15 protein-coding genes and 1 pseudogene are annotated in these 17,959 nt (G+C 36.2%); 7 read left to right on the forward strand and 9 right to left on the reverse strand.

All coding sequences use genetic code 11. The features are described from left to right. The first annotated feature begins 47 nt into the window (after positions 1–47). Positions 48–1,316, forward strand: coding sequence for a M20 family metallo-hydrolase (locus PTQ27_RS00115; RefSeq protein ID WP_273748632.1), 1,269 nt, complete (start codon positions 48–50; stop codon positions 1,314–1,316). Positions 1,317–1,428: 112 nt separating this feature from the next. On the opposite strand, the gene PTQ27_RS00120 is transcribed toward PTQ27_RS00115, so the two are convergent. The 6 genes from PTQ27_RS00120 to PTQ27_RS00145 form a co-directional block, all read right to left on the reverse strand. Then, complete coding sequence (locus PTQ27_RS00120; RefSeq protein ID WP_273748631.1) at positions 1,429–2,601, reverse strand: sugar transporter; 1,173 nt, start codon at positions 2,599–2,601, stop codon at positions 1,429–1,431. 123 nt (positions 2,602–2,724) lie between these two features. Then, positions 2,725–3,933, reverse strand: coding sequence for an ATP-binding protein (locus PTQ27_RS00125; protein WP_273748630.1), 1,209 nt, complete (start codon positions 3,931–3,933; stop codon positions 2,725–2,727). A gap of 272 nt (positions 3,934–4,205) precedes the next feature. Further along, positions 4,206–8,666, reverse strand: a complete 4,461-nt coding sequence (gene mukB / locus PTQ27_RS00130; protein ID WP_273748629.1) for a chromosome partition protein MukB — start codon at positions 8,664–8,666, stop codon at positions 4,206–4,208. A 151-nt stretch (positions 8,667–8,817) separates the two neighbouring features. Beyond that, a complete protein-coding gene (gene mukE, locus PTQ27_RS00135) occupies positions 8,818–9,543 on the reverse strand; it encodes a chromosome partition protein MukE (RefSeq protein WP_273748628.1) in 726 nt (241 codons plus the stop codon). Between the two features lie 48 nt (positions 9,544–9,591). Beyond that, on the reverse strand, positions 9,592–10,935 hold the full coding sequence (gene mukF, locus PTQ27_RS00140; RefSeq protein ID WP_273748627.1) for a chromosome partition protein MukF: 1,344 nt from the start codon (positions 10,933–10,935) through the stop codon (positions 9,592–9,594). A gap of 189 nt (positions 10,936–11,124) precedes the next feature. Beyond that, positions 11,125–11,598 (reverse strand): hypothetical protein, encoded by a 474-nt coding sequence (locus PTQ27_RS00145; RefSeq protein ID WP_273748626.1) that lies wholly within the window; start codon positions 11,596–11,598, stop codon positions 11,125–11,127. Positions 11,599–11,982: 384 nt separating this feature from the next. Here PTQ27_RS00145 and PTQ27_RS00150 point away from each other — a divergent pair, with 384 nt between their 5' ends. Further along, the gene (locus PTQ27_RS00150; RefSeq protein WP_273748625.1) at positions 11,983–13,200 is read left to right on the forward strand and encodes a tyrosine-type recombinase/integrase; all 1,218 of its coding nucleotides are present in this window, start codon (positions 11,983–11,985) and stop codon (positions 13,198–13,200) included. A 34-nt stretch (positions 13,201–13,234) separates the two neighbouring features. Here the strand turns inward: PTQ27_RS00150 and PTQ27_RS00155 are convergent, their stop codons facing one another. Then, positions 13,235–13,624 carry a helix-turn-helix domain-containing protein gene (locus PTQ27_RS00155; RefSeq protein WP_273748624.1) on the reverse strand — a complete coding sequence of 130 codons (390 nt, stop codon included), beginning with the start codon at positions 13,622–13,624 and terminating at the stop codon, positions 13,235–13,237. Between the two features lie 138 nt (positions 13,625–13,762). On the opposite strand from PTQ27_RS00155, the gene PTQ27_RS00160 reads away from it, so the two are divergent. The 3 genes from PTQ27_RS00160 to PTQ27_RS00170 all read left to right on the forward strand — a co-directional run bounded on the left by PTQ27_RS00160 (position 13,763) and on the right by PTQ27_RS00170 (position 15,086). Further along, a complete protein-coding gene (locus tag PTQ27_RS00160; RefSeq protein ID WP_273748623.1) occupies positions 13,763–14,536 on the forward strand; it encodes an LEM-3-like GIY-YIG domain-containing protein in 774 nt (257 codons plus the stop codon). 162 nt (positions 14,537–14,698) lie between these two features. After that, positions 14,699–14,887, forward strand: a complete 189-nt coding sequence (locus tag PTQ27_RS00165) for a hypothetical protein (protein WP_273748622.1) — start codon at positions 14,699–14,701, stop codon at positions 14,885–14,887. A gap of 52 nt (positions 14,888–14,939) precedes the next feature. Then, entirely contained in the window at positions 14,940–15,086 is a 147-nt protein-coding gene (locus PTQ27_RS00170) for a helix-turn-helix domain-containing protein (RefSeq protein WP_273748621.1), read from the forward strand. A 70-nt stretch (positions 15,087–15,156) separates the two neighbouring features. Here the strand turns inward: PTQ27_RS00170 and PTQ27_RS00175 are convergent, their stop codons facing one another. Together PTQ27_RS00175 and PTQ27_RS11580 are read right to left on the reverse strand one after the other, a co-directional pair. Continuing rightward, a complete protein-coding gene (locus tag PTQ27_RS00175) occupies positions 15,157–15,552 on the reverse strand; it encodes a MerR family transcriptional regulator (protein ID WP_273748620.1) in 396 nt (131 codons plus the stop codon). A gap of 51 nt (positions 15,553–15,603) precedes the next feature. Continuing rightward, positions 15,604–16,164 (reverse strand): annotated as a pseudogene (locus PTQ27_RS11580) (replication initiation protein); the annotation flags it as partial. A 778-nt stretch (positions 16,165–16,942) separates the two neighbouring features. Here PTQ27_RS11580 and PTQ27_RS00185 point away from each other — a divergent pair. Continuing rightward, positions 16,943–17,581 (forward strand): helix-turn-helix transcriptional regulator, encoded by a 639-nt coding sequence (locus tag PTQ27_RS00185; RefSeq protein ID WP_273748619.1) that lies wholly within the window; start codon positions 16,943–16,945, stop codon positions 17,579–17,581. Beyond that, a complete protein-coding gene (locus tag PTQ27_RS00190; protein ID WP_273748618.1) occupies positions 17,578–17,955 on the forward strand; it encodes a RidA family protein in 378 nt (125 codons plus the stop codon). Before PTQ27_RS00185 ends, PTQ27_RS00190 begins: the two co-directional genes overlap by 4 nt. Positions 17,956–17,959: the final 4 nt, after the last annotated feature.

Below are 17,959 nucleotides of genomic sequence, written 5' to 3' on the forward strand. Positions count from 1 at the left end.
TGCCCTTCATATTATTATGAAGGGCTATTTATTATGAGGAGAAAAATATGAGTATTTCATTAGAACAGTTAATTAAATGGCGTCGTGAATTTCATAAATTTCCAGAAACAGGTTGGAGTGAATTTTGGACCACAAGTAAAATTGCCGACTATTTAGATGCAATCGGTTTTGAAATTTTATTAGGCAAACAAATTATCAATCCTGATTTTGTGCGGGGTAGAAATAAAGCCGTTGTTGAAAAAGGCATTCAACGAGCGAAAGATTACGGTGCAAATCCTAAATGGTTAGATAAAATGGACGGTTATACAGGTTGCGTTGCTGTGTTTGACTCTGGAAAACCAGGAAAAACAGTTGCATTGCGATTTGATATTGACTGTGTTGATGTTGCTGAAACTAAATCCCCTGACCATCGAGCAAATCAACTTGGTTTTGCATCTATCAATGATGGAGAAATGCACGCTTGCGGACACGATGGACACATCACTATTGGTCTTGGCGTTGCTCATTGGTTAATGGAAAATAAAGAAAAATTAAACGGCAAAGTTAAAATTGTCTTCCAGCCTGCCGAAGAAGGTGTGCGAGGTGCTGCTGCTATTGCAGCAAGCGGTATTATTGATGATGCAAATTACTTCGCTAGTTCACATCTAAGTTTCTGTGCTGATACTGGTACGGTGTTAGCTGATCCGAAAAACTTCCTTTCTACCACTAAAATTGATATTCGCTACAAAGGAAAGCCAGCACACGCTGGGGCTGCACCGCATTTAGGTCATAATGCTCTACTTGCTGCTTCCCACGCAGTTACTCAATTACACGGTATCTCTCGCCACGGCGAAGGAATGACTCGTATTAATGTGGGGGTATTTAAAGCTGGTTCTGGGCGAAATGTTATTCCTTCTGATGCCGAAATTAAGTTAGAAGTACGAGGAGAAAACAAAGACATTAATCAATATATGGTTGATCAAGTTATGCAAATTGCCAAAGGTATTGCCATTAGTTTTGATGTTGAGTATGAAACAGAAATTATGGGCGAAGCAGTCGATATGAATAATTCTCCTGAATTAGTTGCTTTAGTTAAAGAAATTGCTAGTCAGCAACCTCAGGTACACAGTACTGATGTTGAATATTCTTTCAATGCCAGTGAAGATGCTACTGTGCTTGGGCGACGAGTGCAAGATAATGGAGGAAAAGCAATTTATTTCATTATTGGGGCAGATAGAACAGCTCAACATCATCAAGCCGAATTTGATTTTGATGAAGAACAGCTATTAACAGGGGTAAATATCTATACATCTTTAGTTCAAAGATTATTAGCCTAGTGCTGATAAACTTTTACGCCTACTGCAACGAATTGTTGCAGTAGGTTAGGATTAAATTGAATCTCAAGTGTAAAAATTAGCCCAAATATAACCGCTTATAATGAATAACTCACTAAGCATTTCTGTATCGAATACTAATAAATATAAACCAACAAACTGCTATACCAGCTAAGCTACCGCCAACAAACCCAATATAGGGTAAACCAATATGTTTCATTGCTAGACTGCCTATCAAGGCTCCACCACCTATCCCCATATTATAAACACCTGAAAAAATAGCAGTTGCCACATCTGTTGCATCGGGCGAAAGTTCCAATACTTTCATTTGTAATGCAATACTCATTCCAGTAATGCCTATGCCCCAAATAAAGACGAGTATAAACATTGAAACGGTGGAATCACTTAATGGCAATAAGCATAGCTGACCTAACATTACAATCATAATACCAACGACAATAAATTTTTTCGGGGCTTTTGCGTATAAACGACCAAATAAAAAGCTCGCGACAACACCCGCTAAGCCAAACACTAATAAAATAAATGTGGCAGTTTGTGGCTTAACTTGGCTGATTTGCACCATAAAAGGCTCAATATAGCTATAACTGGTAAAATGCCCAGAAACAACTAATGCGACTAAAAGATAAATCCCTATCAGCATTGGCCTTTTAAACAAAATTGGCACGCTTTTCATTGAACCTGCATTTTTGCTTGGCAGATAAGGGAGTAATTTCCAAATAATAAGTAGCATAATAAAGGCAATAATACCAATAATTGCAAATGTCGCACGCCAGCCGAACGCTTGACCTATCATTCTGCCTAGTGGCAATCCTAAGATCATTGCAAGCGAACTACCTAAGGCTAATAACCCTAATGCTTGGCTTTTTTTATCTCGGGGTGCCATACGAATAACTAACGATGCCGTAATAGACCAGAAAATTGCGTGCGTAATGGCAATCATTGCTCTTGAAATAAGTAAAATCCAAAAATTCCACGCAATAACAGATAAAATATGGCTGAGTGTGAAAATAATAAAAAGCTTAATCAATAAACTTTTTCGTTCCATCTTTGCAGTAAGTAGCATTAGTGGAAGTGAGAGTAAAAAAACAACCCACGCATAAACGGTGATCATCAATCCTGTTGTAGAGGTATCCATCTGAAAACTAGTTGCAATATCAGATAAAAGTGCAACAGGAATAAATTCCGTCGTATTGACAATAAAGGCCGCAAAAGCCAAGGCAAAGACTCTAAAAAACGCTAATTTGCGTTGTATTTTTCGAGAAATCATAAAATTAATATCCGAGAAAATAAAAAACAAATGCCCCAAAACCATTATTCTGCTTTTGGGGTAAATGAATAGTATAAATAATTATTTTGCAAAATTCATAAAAAATAATACCGCTTGTAGCAACTATACTTTTGGCTCTAACAACCAATCCAGTATATTTTTCTTCTGAATACCGTTGTAGTTCGCATTTGGTTGAATTATATCCATTGTTAAAAGATATTTCGGATATTGGTCATCTATCATTTGTAATGGGCGAAGCTCTCTCTCTAAGGTTTCGGCAGACAAAACCGTTTCACTCACTTGGTAATATTCATAGTTTCCAACATCCGTTACCACCACAAAATCAACCTCGTATTTATCCACATTCCCCACATAAACCTTGGCATAACGTCTGCGTAATTCGAGATAGACTAAGTTTTCAAGCAAATGCCCGAAGTCTTGTTGATGATCAGGCAATAACAAATTGCGAAACCCTAAATCAACCGCATAATACTTTTCTAAACGTTGTAGCAATGCTCTACCTTTTACATCAAAACGAGGGACAGCATAGAACAATAAGCTATCCGTCAAAGTCGTTAAATAATTTTCAAGGCTTGAGTGCGATAAAGTTACCTGCTGGCTGGCTAAAGTATTGCGAATTTTATTGGTTGAAATAACACTCCCAATACTACTTAATAGCGTCCTTACAATACGTTCTATGACTGACGGATTGGGATTACCTATTCTTGGCACAATATCATTTAATAAAATTGAATGATAAATCCCCCGCAAATACTCGACTTTTTCGGTATAAGTTTCGGTTTGCAATAAATAAGGAAACGCACTAAATAAATAATCGTTAAAGCATTTCGCTAAATTTGTCCTGTCTTCAACACCTTGCAAATACTCTTGGAATGAAAGCGGTAAGACCTCAATTTCTACATAGCGACCGGTTAAATTAGTCGCAAGCTCGCTACTCATAAAATAAGCGTTTGAGCCAGTTAAGTAGAGATCAATGTTAGGTTTAATAAATAAACTGTCTGCCACTAATTCAAATTTTTCAACGTGTTGAATTTCATCGAGAAACACATAGTATTTTTGCCCGTCAAGCAATTTTTGTTCAATATATTGATTTAAGGCTAGAAAATCCCTTAATTCGTAATACGCTAGATCTTCAAAGTTAATTGAAATAATATGGTTCTCTGCAACACCTTGTGCGAGAAGTTCATTTTTGAATAATTGGAATAGTACGGATTTCCCCGCTCGCCGAACACCGCTAACCACTTTAATGATATGTTTGTCTTTATGTCGCCTTAGGAAATTTATGTAATTTGGTCTAGAAATTAGTTTCATATCATCACCTCTGTTTATAGATTACTCTAAAATTAGATTATTTTCAAATTTTTGGAAATAAACCAATAAAAAGATTAAATTTTCAAAAAGTTTTAAATAAAATAAAAAATCAAACGAGAGTTTCAAATTATTGGAAATAATTGATGGGTGTTTTAAATAGTTAATTGCTTAAGGGGGACGGCTTTCCCCCTTGCTTTGCAAGGGACTTCCCCCAAAGGGGGAAGAAAATGGTTAGAGAGGACTTTCCCCAAAAGGGAAAGAAAAATAGCTATTTATTTAGCAAATCCTTTTAAGCCGACCACATGTACATATTCTTGGTTATTGGTAATTTTACGCACCAATTTATAGGTTGTACCACGTTCTGGGCTGATATTTTCAGGGGCAGCAATCAATAACTGCATATCTAAACGTTCACATAATTCAAATAGTGTATTGATTGAGGTTGCATCTAAACGAGCCGCTTCATCAAGGAACAGCAAGCGGGCTGGAAGAATATCTTTGGCACGCATACGGCGAGCTTCTTCTTCCCAGCTTTGTACCACCATCAATAGAATTGACATACCTGTACCAATCGCTTCCCCTGTTGATAACGCACTACTTTCTGCACGCATCCAGCCGTCTGCTCCACGGAAAGTTTCCACTTCTAAATCTAAATAGTTGCGGTAGTCTAATAACTCTTCGCCGATGGTTTGCGGTGTGCGTTGTCCCATTTCAATATGCGGATTCACACGTTTATAAAGCATTGCCAATGCCTCTGAGAAGCTCAGTTTTTGGCTGTCAAAGAGATCTTTATGCTCATCACGGTTATTCGATAACGCATTTAATAAAATAGCGTGCGTATCACGAATATTAACCACCAAACGCACCCCTTTAACCTGACCGAAGGCGATATTTTGTAAGCCTTGGTTTAGTTGTAAAATACGTTGTTGTTCACGCTGAATTGTTTTGCGTAAGATATTCGCCACACTTTCAGCACTGATTGCCAATTTTTTCTCACGGCTAGTTAATTCGTTAGTTAAACGAGATAACTCAATTTCCATTTGCTCAATCGCATCAATCGGGTCGTCCGTTTTGATAATATCTTGACGAATACGCTCACGTAAATGCTGATAAACCGCAATAAAGAAGGCTACTTTATTTTCTGGTTTACGACTGTCTTCAGAGGCCCGTAAGCTATCACGCAAGTATTCATTGTCTGCCACCGCAGTACGCAATGCACCTAATGCTTTATCGGAAATAGAACGCAATTCTTCCGCCGATTGGTAAGCTAATTCACGGCGATTTAAACGTTTTTCCACATCGCTATTACGAGATAAACGCTGAACAATGCACCAGCTGGCTTTTGCTTGCACCACGATTTCACGCTGCGTATGGTAGTCACGCTCCGCTTTGCGTAATGTGCGGTTGAGGTTATCCATTTCCGCTTCAATCACGGCAATTTGCTTATCTAAATAACCTTTACGAGAACGTTGTTGGCTTAAGCGTTGTTGTAACTCATCACGGCGAGATCTTGCACGATCTTCCGCACCGCTATCGCCACGCACACCTAAGTCGTCAATTTCACGAATTAGCTCTTGTAACATTTGGTTTTTCGCATCATAAGAGCTGCGTAACCCGGTTAATACTTGGTTATATTGAGATAACTGCGTTTGAGCTTGACGTAATTGTTCACGAGATTGTTCACGCTCACGTTGTGCCGTTTCAAGTCTTGCTCGTAATTGCTCGGTTAAAGCTGAACCTTCTGTTCCAACCGTTTCTTCATAGCTAAAATGCAAACGGCGGTTCATTACATCTGCAAGGCTAAATACTTTTTGTTGTAATACTTTTTGTTCGGCAACAGAACGGCTGTAGTCTGCTTCAAGTTGTTCAAACAGTGCTGGATCGCTTTTTAACGCAGCCGCAATCGGCTCTAATTGGCTTAAGGTGCTACCGAATTGGCGAATAAATAGTTCATCATCTTCTGCCTCTTCCAACTGTTCACGACACTCTTGTGCTCTATCAATCAAGGTTTCATCGGCAAGCAAGTTTGCAAGCGGTAGAATTTTATTCAACATTTGCAACTGAGCTTTAACGCTGTCTAATTGATGACGTAATTGTTGCTCATTACCGTTAGATTGGGCTAATTCACGTTCAATTTCTGCACGCTCTGCCGCAATTTCTTGCATCACAACTTCTGGGTTTTCTTGGAAAGCAAGGCTTAAATGCGTTCCCACAAATTGGCTTAAATGTTGGTGTAAACGTTGGCATTTTTGCACATCAAAGGCTCGTTCTGCGTGTAATTCTGAAGTTTCATCACGCTCTGCTTTTAAGGTTTCTAAATGCTTTTCACGAGCAGCTCGCCCAAATAATGGCACTTCTGGGAATTTAGAATAACGCCATTGACGATCAGAAACTTTAACTACAACCCCATCGCCTAATTCTTCGGCACTGAATACCGCATCATCGAAGGCTGATGGATCGCCTTCAATTAAATAAAGATCGGTCGGGCAATCGTCTAATTGTTCTAATTGTGCTTTAACCGCCTCTAAATCACGCACCACGATTGCGTGGCGAGCTTCGCCATATAATGCGGAGAAATATGGAGCATCTTCAATCGATACATCATCATAAAGTTCAGACAGTAATACACCGCCAAAACGCTCAGCTAAGTGATTTAAACGGGCATCTTCCGAACCGTCTGGCTGACTTAAACGCGTAATTTGAGCTTCTAATAATTGCTCTTTGCGAGCTAATTCATCACGGGCTAAGGTCGCCTCACGCTCTTTGCTTAGCATTGCCTGCATAAATTGCATTACAGACTGGCTGGCTTCGAATTTTTCGCCACATTGCTCTTCTAAGCGAGCTAATGCCGATTGTGCCGTATGCCAAGCTGGGGCATTTTTTGCTAACTGCTGATATTGCTGATTAAGCTGTTCACGTTGCTGACGTTGGGTTGAACGCTGTTCAACAAATTCCGAAAGCTCCGCTTCTAAATCTTCTAAGCGAGCTTGTTGCTCCTCAAAATAGCCCTCCAGTTCTTCGGCAGAGGCTAATTGTTGTTGCGATTTTTGATTAAACTCTGCAAGTAATCGCTCGGCATTTTGCTGTTGTTGTAGGCGATGTTCTAATTCATTAAGTTTTTGACGTAATGCAACCGCTTGTTGAGCCTGCATTTTTTGTTCTGGGAATGCACTTAATAATGCACGAGCCTCTTCCCACGCTTGCGAGCGGTCGATTTCGCCTGAAATTTTGCAAACCAACTCAAAGGCTTTTTCAAACTGCGTTTTTGCCATATCCGACACACTTAAACGCTGTTCTAAATCAAACACTTTATCGGTAAGATCTTCCGCCTGTGCCGCAAACTCTGCGTGATAATCTTCAATATTATTTAAGTCTAAATTAGCCAAACCGGTAAGCTGTTTGGCTTTTTCTAACGCATTGATGGCTTGTTGATATTGCAATGCACGAGTTTGTTGTGCGTCTAACGCTTGTTGATAATCCGCCATTTGCGAGCGTAATTCTTCAACTTGATCATCGGCTTCATCTGCTCTGGCTTGTGCATTTTCCGCAATTTCTGCGATCTCTTCTAACGCTTCTTGCTGTTCTTCCAGCTTAATATTTAGCTCTTCGACTTCATCTTGATAGCGTTCGATCTTTTCTTGATGGCGTAGTGCATTCATCACTAAATTAAGATGATCGTTCGCACTATTGTATTCCGCTTCAAGTGCATTTTCAGCCTCGGCAATATCCGCCGTTTCACGGCTAAATTCAACAAAGCGTTGCTGTTCAACTAAAATTTTAGATTTTGCCTCATACCACTCTTTACGCTGTGCTAATGCTTGCTCAACATTGCCACGACGCTCATTCGCATTACGCATATAATCCGCCGACACATAATTGGTCGATTCGGTAATTAAGCGTTTGAACATATCACGATCAGATTGGGTCACCTTAATCGCCTCTAAAGTCATACGGTTTTCACGCAATGCCGATTCCATATCTTGGAATGCTTGGCGAACACCGGTATTTTCAGGCAGTAAGTAATCACGCAATGATTTTGTAATCACACTTGAAATACCGCCGTAAAGAGAGGCTTCAATGAGTTTATAGAATTTGCTACGGTCAGATGCAGAGCGTAAACGTTTCGGGATTACACCCAAATCAAACATAAAGCTGTGGTAATCGGTAATCGAGTGATATTGCTTGAATTGAACTTCGGTTCCTTCAAATTTATCTTTCAGATCGTTTAACGGCAGAACTCGGGCTTTTTCGCCGACCTGTTCTGTTAATAAGCTGATAATGGTTTGATCTGCAGGAATGTTTTGCACAGAGAATGAACGGATATCGACTTTTTTATCACGCCCTGCTACTTGTTGTAAACGAACACCGGTAATAATACGCTGACCACGAGAGTTTTCAGACTCTAGCACTGCATAACAAACACCCGCTTTTAATTTACCGTGCAAGCCTTTATCACGAGAACCTGAAGTTGAACCTGCCTCAGTAGTATTTCGGAAGTTTAATAAAGTTAGATCAGGAATAAGTGCCGTAACAAAGCCCGCCATAGTGGTCGATTTACCAGCACCGTTACCACCAGAAAGCGTCGTAACCAAATCATCTAAGTCAAAGGTACGAGCAAAAAAACCGTTCCAGTTAATTAAGGTTAAAGATTGGAATTTACCGCGTTTTACCTCATTTGAGCGTACAAGCGGTGAAATTTGAGGATTATTTTGCAAATTTTGGTTATCAATCATTATTATCTCTCACTGATTGACCTAGCACGCTAAAGCGTACTAGGTTACGCATAAGTCAGTAGCTTTGCTACCCTAGTTCTTTAACAGCCCTAAAAGGGCTGAATTATGCTTAACCTAGTACGGCTATGCCGTACTAGGCTTATCAAAGTATCTATTCGTCTATTATTTCGTCTTCACTTTCCAACTCATCTTTTGCAAAATTTTCATCAATTTCAACCGCTTGTTGAGCTAAAAGTTCTGGGGTTGTGGCTTCGCCGTCACGAATTAAGCGTAATTGAGCTTCACGAGGGTCATCGCCGGTACGAACATCGGCACCAAAGCGGAATACAGATTCTGAAATCACAAATTTCTTGCTATTTTGCTCGCCTACACGGGTAATGATACCGATTCGAGCTAAACGACGTAATGCTCCGCCTACTTTTTCGGCTAATTTAGCACGGTCTAAATCTGAGCCTGTCGAACGTGGGTTTACCGCTTTTAATAATTTGCTTTCATCAGCTAAATTTAATAACTCTTCATAAACATCATCTTGGCTGAAAATACCTTGCTGTGCCAAGCGTTCCGGACTTAAATAGAGATAGCATAACACCTTGCCGACTAACATCTCCATTTCAGACATTGCCGAACGAGCAATTAGGGTTGAAGCTTTCGGACGAAGATAGAAAAAGCCTTCCGGTGCACGAATCAATTCCACGTGATAACGGCGGTAAAAACCTTCTAACTCATTTTGAAAATCCATCAAAAATGCGTGTTGGTCCAGCTGTTCGGTATTGATATGGCGACCGGCACGCAGTTGGCTATCTAGTTCTGGAAAAATAGGATTTGCAATCGCCACCGCTAGTTTTGGGGTAATTACATCTTGGATATTGTCTGTCATTTTATCTTTCTCTTAATTTGCAAATTTTTTCTAAAAAACGACCGCTTGCTATTTATTGTATTGGTCAATCACGTGGGCTTGAACTTCTGCACCTTGCTCGTTAATTGCTTGCCACTCCGGGTAAACTGCTTGGTTATCTTGGCTTGCCATACCTAATTTCACGGCTTGATCCACAATAATGCGAGCCACGTCAAAATGGCGAGATTGAGGGAACATCGCAAGTTGCTCACGTAAAATCGCCCCTAAATCAATCGGCTTGCCCTCTGCTCTAAACGGTGCCAAATGAGCCTGCATTGTTGCTACAATTTGTTCTTGAACATCGGAGAGAGATTCATACTCTAATTCACTTGGTAATTCACCTACGGCTTCTGCCTCATTTAACATTGCATCTTCATCACGCAAGTCAAGTAACGAATCAGCTTTTGCGGTGTAAAGTAACCAAGGATTATTGTAGTAGTCTTGAATAGATTGACGTAAACGCTGCCCGAATACACGGTTTTTATCCATATCAATCGCCGTACGAATAAATTTATGCACGTGGCGATCGTAACCGATCCAAAGGTCAATCGCTTGTTGCCCCCAGCTGATAATACGATCAAGTTTATTTTGTAGATTCACGATAAGCTGGTCGATAAAATCTAAGTCATCACGAGTAAGCAAACAACTTTGGATTCTTAGTAATTGAGCCTGTAATTTATCCCCAGCGGCATTTAAGGTATCTTGTAATTCACGTAAATTACCTGACGTTTCGTCTAATAGACGCTCACAACTCGTAATCGCCTCGTGCCAATTTTGGCTTAGTAGTTCCGCAATACGTTCACGAATCTGATGCTGATTTTCGTCCATTACTCGTTGTGATAAGTCGATACTATCAAAAATCTCTGCCACCGAATATTTAAGCGGAGCAAACACGTTATTCCGCCAATAACGTTCATCTGCATTTTGCTCAGTCCCCTCTTCTGCAGCAACAGATGCCCGTTGAATTTCATCAGCCACAATCGAAAGTTGAATAGAAAGACGCAAGGTAGAGAACTCTCGCTGACGCACATAATAATCCGAAATCCCAACACCAAGCGGTGTAACACGGTAAATGGCTAAACCTTCGGTAAATTCACTGCTAAAGCGGTTTAATAAACGCTGTTTAACTAAATCGTTAATCGCATTATTTGCTCGTTGAACGAGTGTAGCTTCCGATTGCTTGTAAGCATTAGAGACATAACGAAAAAGATCAATAAGATCGCTTTCTAATAATTCACCATCGGTTTGTTCTTGATTGTAAATTGCAATAGCTAATAAGAAAGCTAAACGGTCGGAAGAAAGAGAAAGGGAAAATTCACGATCTTTCGTCCAAGAAATGAGTTCTGGAATAGTCTGTGCCAATTCGTTCTGCATACGGGCTAAATAATGTTAAATTGTTTATAAAAATAGGGGCTATTGTAACTGAATGAGAAGAAAATGGGAATGGATAAAACACAAGCGGTTAAAATAGTTAAAAAGTTTACGAAATTAATTCTAGTTTAACTCTTTAAGTATATTGATAAAAAAATCGCCCTTATCTTAAATAAGAGCGATCTAGATAGATTATTGCGATTTGATTAAATCATAAAATTGTACTTCGCCATTTTGTTTTTGACGCCAACCAAAGCTTACTTGTTCTTCCCCTGCTGCTTTAAAACGACAGAACATATCTTCACCAGCATCAATACAATCTGTTTCAAGTTTATCTCGTGTAGTAATACGCTTTACAAGATCTTTATTTGAATGGGCGTCAAACAAACGTGCTAAGGTTCTACGAGATGTGTTGGTAAATCTTGCAACTTTACCATTTGCATCACTTAGTTTAACCCATTGTTGGCCACCATCGTAAGTTGCTTCTATTTCCCAATGTTTGCTGAATTTTTGTAAGCGGATACCGACATTAAGCACTTGGTTTGTACCTGCATTATATATCGCATAAATCCCTTCATCATTTTTATCTAAATATGCAGCATTAGCTGTTCCCGCAATCGCAAAACCAGTAAGTGCAGCAAAGATAGCCGTTTTAATTTTTTTCATCAGGTTACTCCCAATTTTGTTTAACATTCTGAAATAATAACATAATTTTTCTTTTACGTAACCAATTCGTTTAATTAGCCCTAGTTATTGATACCAAAGCCTCCGCTCTATTTACATATAAAATATAATTTTTTATACAAAATAGATTTTTTTATAAAAATTGCTCTTATGTTTCAGTATATATCATAAAATATCAAATATCCTTATAAATCAATAAATTTACACGTTTTAAGTAACTCATTATAATTCAGAATATATCATCAAAATTCAGTTTTTTAGTAACCATTTTGGTATCCATAGTCGATATCATCAAATTTTATGGTTACCAAATGACTTGAAATTATGAATAATGATCAATTATTGAACTTATGATTGGGGGATTTTATGGCGAAAAAGGTTCATCAACTTGTTGATACTGAAATAAAAAAGGCAAAATCTGCTGATAAACCTTATACATTAACTGATGGTGGCGGACTATTTTTACTGATTTCAACCACTGGTTCAAAATCGTGGCGATTCAATTACTATCATCCAATCACTAAAAAGCGTACAAAAATGGCTCTTGGATTTTACCCAACTATTGGGCTATCAAAAGCTCGTTCATTGCGTGATGAATACAAAAAGTTGCTTGCAAATCATATTGATCCACAAGAACACCTTAAAGCTGAAAAACAAGAAAAATTGCACGCTAATCAAAATACTTTTTTTGTTGTTGCTGAACAATGGAAGCTAAAAAAATCAGCTGAAATCAAAGGTGCAACATTAAAAAATCATTGGCGCCGTCTTGAACTTTATGCATTTGATACATTAGGCAACTTACCTATTGCACAGATTAAACCGCTACAAGTTACTGAAATGGTTAAACCGTTATTTCAACGTGGTGTAAACGCAACAGGCGTATCTTTATTACAAACAATCAATGAAATTATGCGTTTTGCTGTAAACCGTGGCATTATTGAATTCAATAAATGTGCGGATATCGCTGATACCTTTGTTAAGGTAAAATCAATACATCATCCAACTATTAGACCTGAACATCTTCCTGAATTCTTTGAGGCACTACGTGATTCAAATGCCGACTTAATCATTAAATCATTGATTAAATTTTTATTGCTGACGATTGCTAGACCACAAGAGGCAACAAATGCAAAATGGTCTGAAATTGATTTTGAACAATCATTATGGCACATTCCTGCTGAACGAATGAAAATGAAACAGGCATTTACTATACCATTATCGAAACAAGCTATTGCTATTCTGAAAAAATTACAACCTATTACCGGTCGTAGTCCTTATATTTTTCAAAGTACAAAAAAACCATCGCAACCTATTGGTAAACAAATTGCCAATAACAATATCAAACAAATGGGCTATAAAGGTGTATTAACATCACACGGCTTACGCTCGATTGCAAATACTTACCTAAGCGAAAAATTTACAGATATTAATATTGAAATTATTGAAGCTTGCCTTTCACATAAAAGCCAAAATCAAGTACGCAATGCTTACAATCGTTCAACATATCTTGAACAACGTAAGCCATTGATGAATGATTGGGGAAATTTTGTTGAAGAATGTATGAAAAAAATGTCTAATATATAGTGTCTTTTTATATCAAAAAGACGACAATGTTTAACTATTTTGCTTCCAATAATTGTATAATTTTATCCAACCGATTAATTTCTAACTGTTTTTGGGCTAATAAATCATCTTTATGTTGCAACATTAGCCTTAGTTTTTCAATTTCTACGATCAATGCTTGATCATTATTACCTTGATATACAGGGCTTAAATGTATGTTTTCACCAATTTGAAAACATACGTTTTTATCATCTGGCGAAATCAAATTAACAATATCAATGTCCAATATTTGTGCAATTTGTTGAAGTTTATCTAGGTGTAATTTGGTTTCGCCTCGTTCAATCCTTGCATAACCATTCAATGACATATTCATTTTTTCAGCCATTTGTTCTTGCGACCATTCTTTAGCCTCTCGAAGTTTTCTTATCTTTTCATTCACATTCATTGCTTACACCTATTTGTTGGCTACATTACACAAAATTCAGGTGTATATCATACCTTTGTTGTTGGTAGAACGCAAAAATTTTACCAATATAATAAATGAAGTTGCTATTTTGTAAGAACGTTAAATTTAGGAGGATGAATGTTTTCAACTGGTATTATAGAAAAAATTGGTTATTATATTTACTGTTTAGTTGATCCAAGAAATAAAAATATTTTTTATATTGGTAAAGGTAAAGGAAATCGTGTTTTTCATCACGCTAAAGGTGCATTATCAGGAAAAATTACTGAAAGCGATAAAATTTCATTAATTAATGAAATTCATCACGCAGGATTAGAACCAATCTATTATATTTTACGCCATAATATTCAAAGTGAATTACAAGCCTTTGAATATGAAGCACTAGCAATCGATTTATTATCAATAGTAAAGGAAAATCAGCAACCTTTAACAAATATTCAAGGCGGTACATATTCATCTGAAAAAGGGTTAATTACGTTATCTGAAATTAAAAAACTTTATGAACCACAAGAACTAAATACTGATTTGCCAATTGTATTGATTACGATTAATAGAAATTATAAAGATTTAAAAAGTAAAATTAAATCTGGCGAAATTAGTGAACAAGATCTTGAACAGGAAATTTATAATCGTACTCGTGGATATTGGAAAATAAGTAATCGACGTGAAAAGGCAAAATATGCTGTTGCTGTTTATCGCGGTTGGACATTAGCTGCCTATGAAATTGAACGTTGGGTTGATGCTCCAATTGAACGAAAAGGACGTAAAGGGTTTGAAGGAAAAATCCTGCCTAAAAATTCACCAATTCATCAAGAATTAGTTGATAAATTGACTTATTCATCAAATGATGATTATAAAGCGCCACAAAATCCAATAACTTATCGAAATTGTTAGTTTTTTAATACAAAAGATCGCCAATTAACATTCCTGGCGATCTTTTTTATACTATAATAGGGTAACTCATTTTTCATTAAACTGTGTCATTATGCGTCATTTAGGATCATTCTCGTGCATAATAAATAATTACATATAATAATTGTGCACAATGAAACAAAAATGGCAACAATCTCAAAATTTTTTCCGTATCATAATGATGCGGATACCGATATGCTTTTTGAAGCAACATTAAACAAGCTTGAACTTGATGAACTGATTTTCTTATTAAGGGTTTTCCAACGTAATTCACAAGCCAAACAAGTTCTTGCAAAAAATTTGAAAAAAATTATCAATAAAAAGTTATCTTAAAAATTTTCTGTGTTAGGCTTCCTTCAAATTTCATTACAAAAAGGAGTTTAATATGACAGAACATATTGATTACTACTTATCTATTCAAGATCTTGAAAAACGTTTACGTATCAGCCGATCAACAATTTTACGATTGATTGAATCTAAAAAATTGACATCAATAAAAATCGGTCGCCAACTTCGTATTCCTGAATCTTAGATTATTCATTATCTTGAAAGCTGTAAAATCTAAATAATTAAGCCACTGATTTTATTTCAGTGGCTTATTTTTATGATTGTGAATGACGTTTAAAACACATTTTGGCATTACTTTCTGTAATACATAACTTTTGAGCAATTTCTCGCCATGTTAAATTATTGTTCTTTAACACCATAATTTGTTGATATTTTAACTGTGAATGATTTTTTAGATCTTCTTTTGATTTAACCCACCCTAATTCTTTAGCCCAACGATTGATTGTACTAATATTAACATCAAATTGTTGAGCGATCTGTTTTAATGATATATCAGGTTTATTGTACCCAAACATTTTAATCAATCGTTCTTTACTAACTTGTTGATTAGTCCATCTTTTTTTCGAACGATTTGACTGAATTTTACTAAATTGTGATTCACTAAATCGTTCCCAAATCCAACGAGCAGCACTTTTGGCGATACCTTTCAATTCACGATATGCTAACGGAGGCTATTGATTTTGATTAAGTTGTTCTAATAACTACAACAAATAGTGATTAAATTGGTCTAATTTTTGACCTGATTTTTTAAATTGTAATACTTTACGATAGCCAATTCGTTTAATTTGATTGAATAAATCACAGTTTCTTCCTTCGATAAATTCATCATCTGTTTTATAAAATACTGAAACATCTGATAAATCAACAAAATCAGCCAAATAATCTAAACTGTATGCTGGCACATTTAATACAAATGTTCGCCAAAAATCTGAATTAGGATTTTTGGTAAAAACACCAACATAATGTTTATCAGCCCCTAATTTATCAATATATGCTTGTTGTATTTTTCTAAAATAAACGATTGGTTTTATTCTTGCATTAGCTGTATTACAAATTGGCTATTCAAGTGCGTAAATATAATGACATCGCCCATTCAATTTATTTTGAACAATAATATTTGGCTATGGTAATCCAACAAGTTCCCAATCCATTGCTGAATTTTCACGATCTAAATCAAACACCATAAACTTAATGAATAAATCATTAAATTGAATGTACTTGTGTGTTAATGCAACTTCTTTTCGATTTATCCATACGCCATCGCCAAAACAATCAGTCTACTTAATGTGATCTCGTAAACTGTTGTTAAAATCATCTAATGTATAATATTTTCTGTTAAACATTGTACTCCTTTCATCTAAATAGTTTTTCATTATGACGATACACTGATAAATGATCTAAATGGCTTATCATTTCAATGTATCTGAATTCAGGCTAACACATAAAATTCAATTTCTAACATTTTTTGTTTGTTTTTTTAATCTGTTAATTTGAATAATATGCTTGATTGATTAAAATTAAATCAATTCAATGTTAAGTAACACAATACTATCCCATTTCAGATAATAATAATTAAAAAGGTGTAATATGTTTGAAAATGTTTAATGAAATTGATTGGTAGTAACACAATATCATCCCATTTCAGATATTAATAATTAAAAGGTATAATAATATTAAAAACGATTTCAAATGTACTAGATTCAATTCAAGGCATTCATACATCGTTTGGCTCATACTTGATTGCTACTGTTGGCACATTCAATGCTTGGCGGAAAAATTTAGATACTTTGTGATGTGTTTAGTGTATTGTATAGACGTATTTTAGACGTAATCGAATAAGATCATTTATTGAACAAATCATCAATAGACATTTCATTATAGTAACCATTTAAGTAACCAAATTATATTGATAGATTTTGAAATGCTATATTTTGTATAGCTTTATCTTAGTCAAATCAATTTTTATTATAAAAGCATATTGCACTCTTACAAAAAAATCTCTACTATTTATAAATATTTATATTAAATAGAAAAAAATATATGAACCCTAAATTAACTCCCTATATTACTACTGCTGATATGTTAGTAGAAACCTTTGGTAAACATTGTGAGGTTGTTTTACACGATCTTGCTACTCCTGAAAATTCTGTTGTTTATGTTGCAGGTAATGTTACTCATCGGCAAGTTGGACAAAACTTTGATCATTTAGTTACTCAAGTGATAATGTCAGACCGTCTTAAAAATGATTTTGTTGCCAATTATTACTTTGAAAGTCAAGGTAAGCTTATTCGTTCTTCTACCCAGCTTATTTTTGATGAAGATGCACAACCCGAGCATAAATTAATTGGAGCCTTGTGTATCAATATTGATACAAGCCCTATTACTACCCAAATCGCTTATTTAAACGAATTTTTACCTAATCTGCACCCTGCTCAATCACAAGCAAGCGATGAAGAATTACCATTATCAGCCTTAATGAATCGGCTGATAGAAAGTATTTTAGGTTCAGATTTACCACAAGCACTCAGTCGAGATGAAAAAATTGAAAAGGTTCGTTTTATGGAAGAAAAAGGAGTTTTCTTAATGAAAGGTGGTATTGATAAAGTTGCCGAAAAATTAAAGGTAAATAAAGTTACGATTTACAGCTATTTAGATGAAATTAAAGGAAAACGTGGATGAAAATGATTTTACCTAATCAAAGCAAAGGACATTACACACCTGCCGTTCAATCAAATGGAATGCTATATGTTTCAGGCCAATTGCCTATAGATAAATCAGGCAATATCACTGGTGATATCGTCCAACAGACAAAGCAAGCTCTACACAATCTAGAACAGATTTTAAAAGAAACTGGCATTAGCAAAAATGATGTAGTGCAATGCCGCTTATATATTCCTGATATTGCTTATTGGGATAGTGTTAATCAAGAGTACGCTAACTTTTTTGGTGAGCATAAACCAGCACGAACAATAGTACCTTGCCGCTCATTACGCTCATTACATTACAACGCATTAATCGAAATTGATGCTATCGCTGAAATGCGTAAAAATTAGGAGA

The sequence above is a fragment of the Mannheimia cairinae genome (genome assembly GCF_028649535.1).
Classification (GTDB): Bacteria; Pseudomonadota; Gammaproteobacteria; order Enterobacterales; family Pasteurellaceae; genus Mannheimia; species Mannheimia cairinae.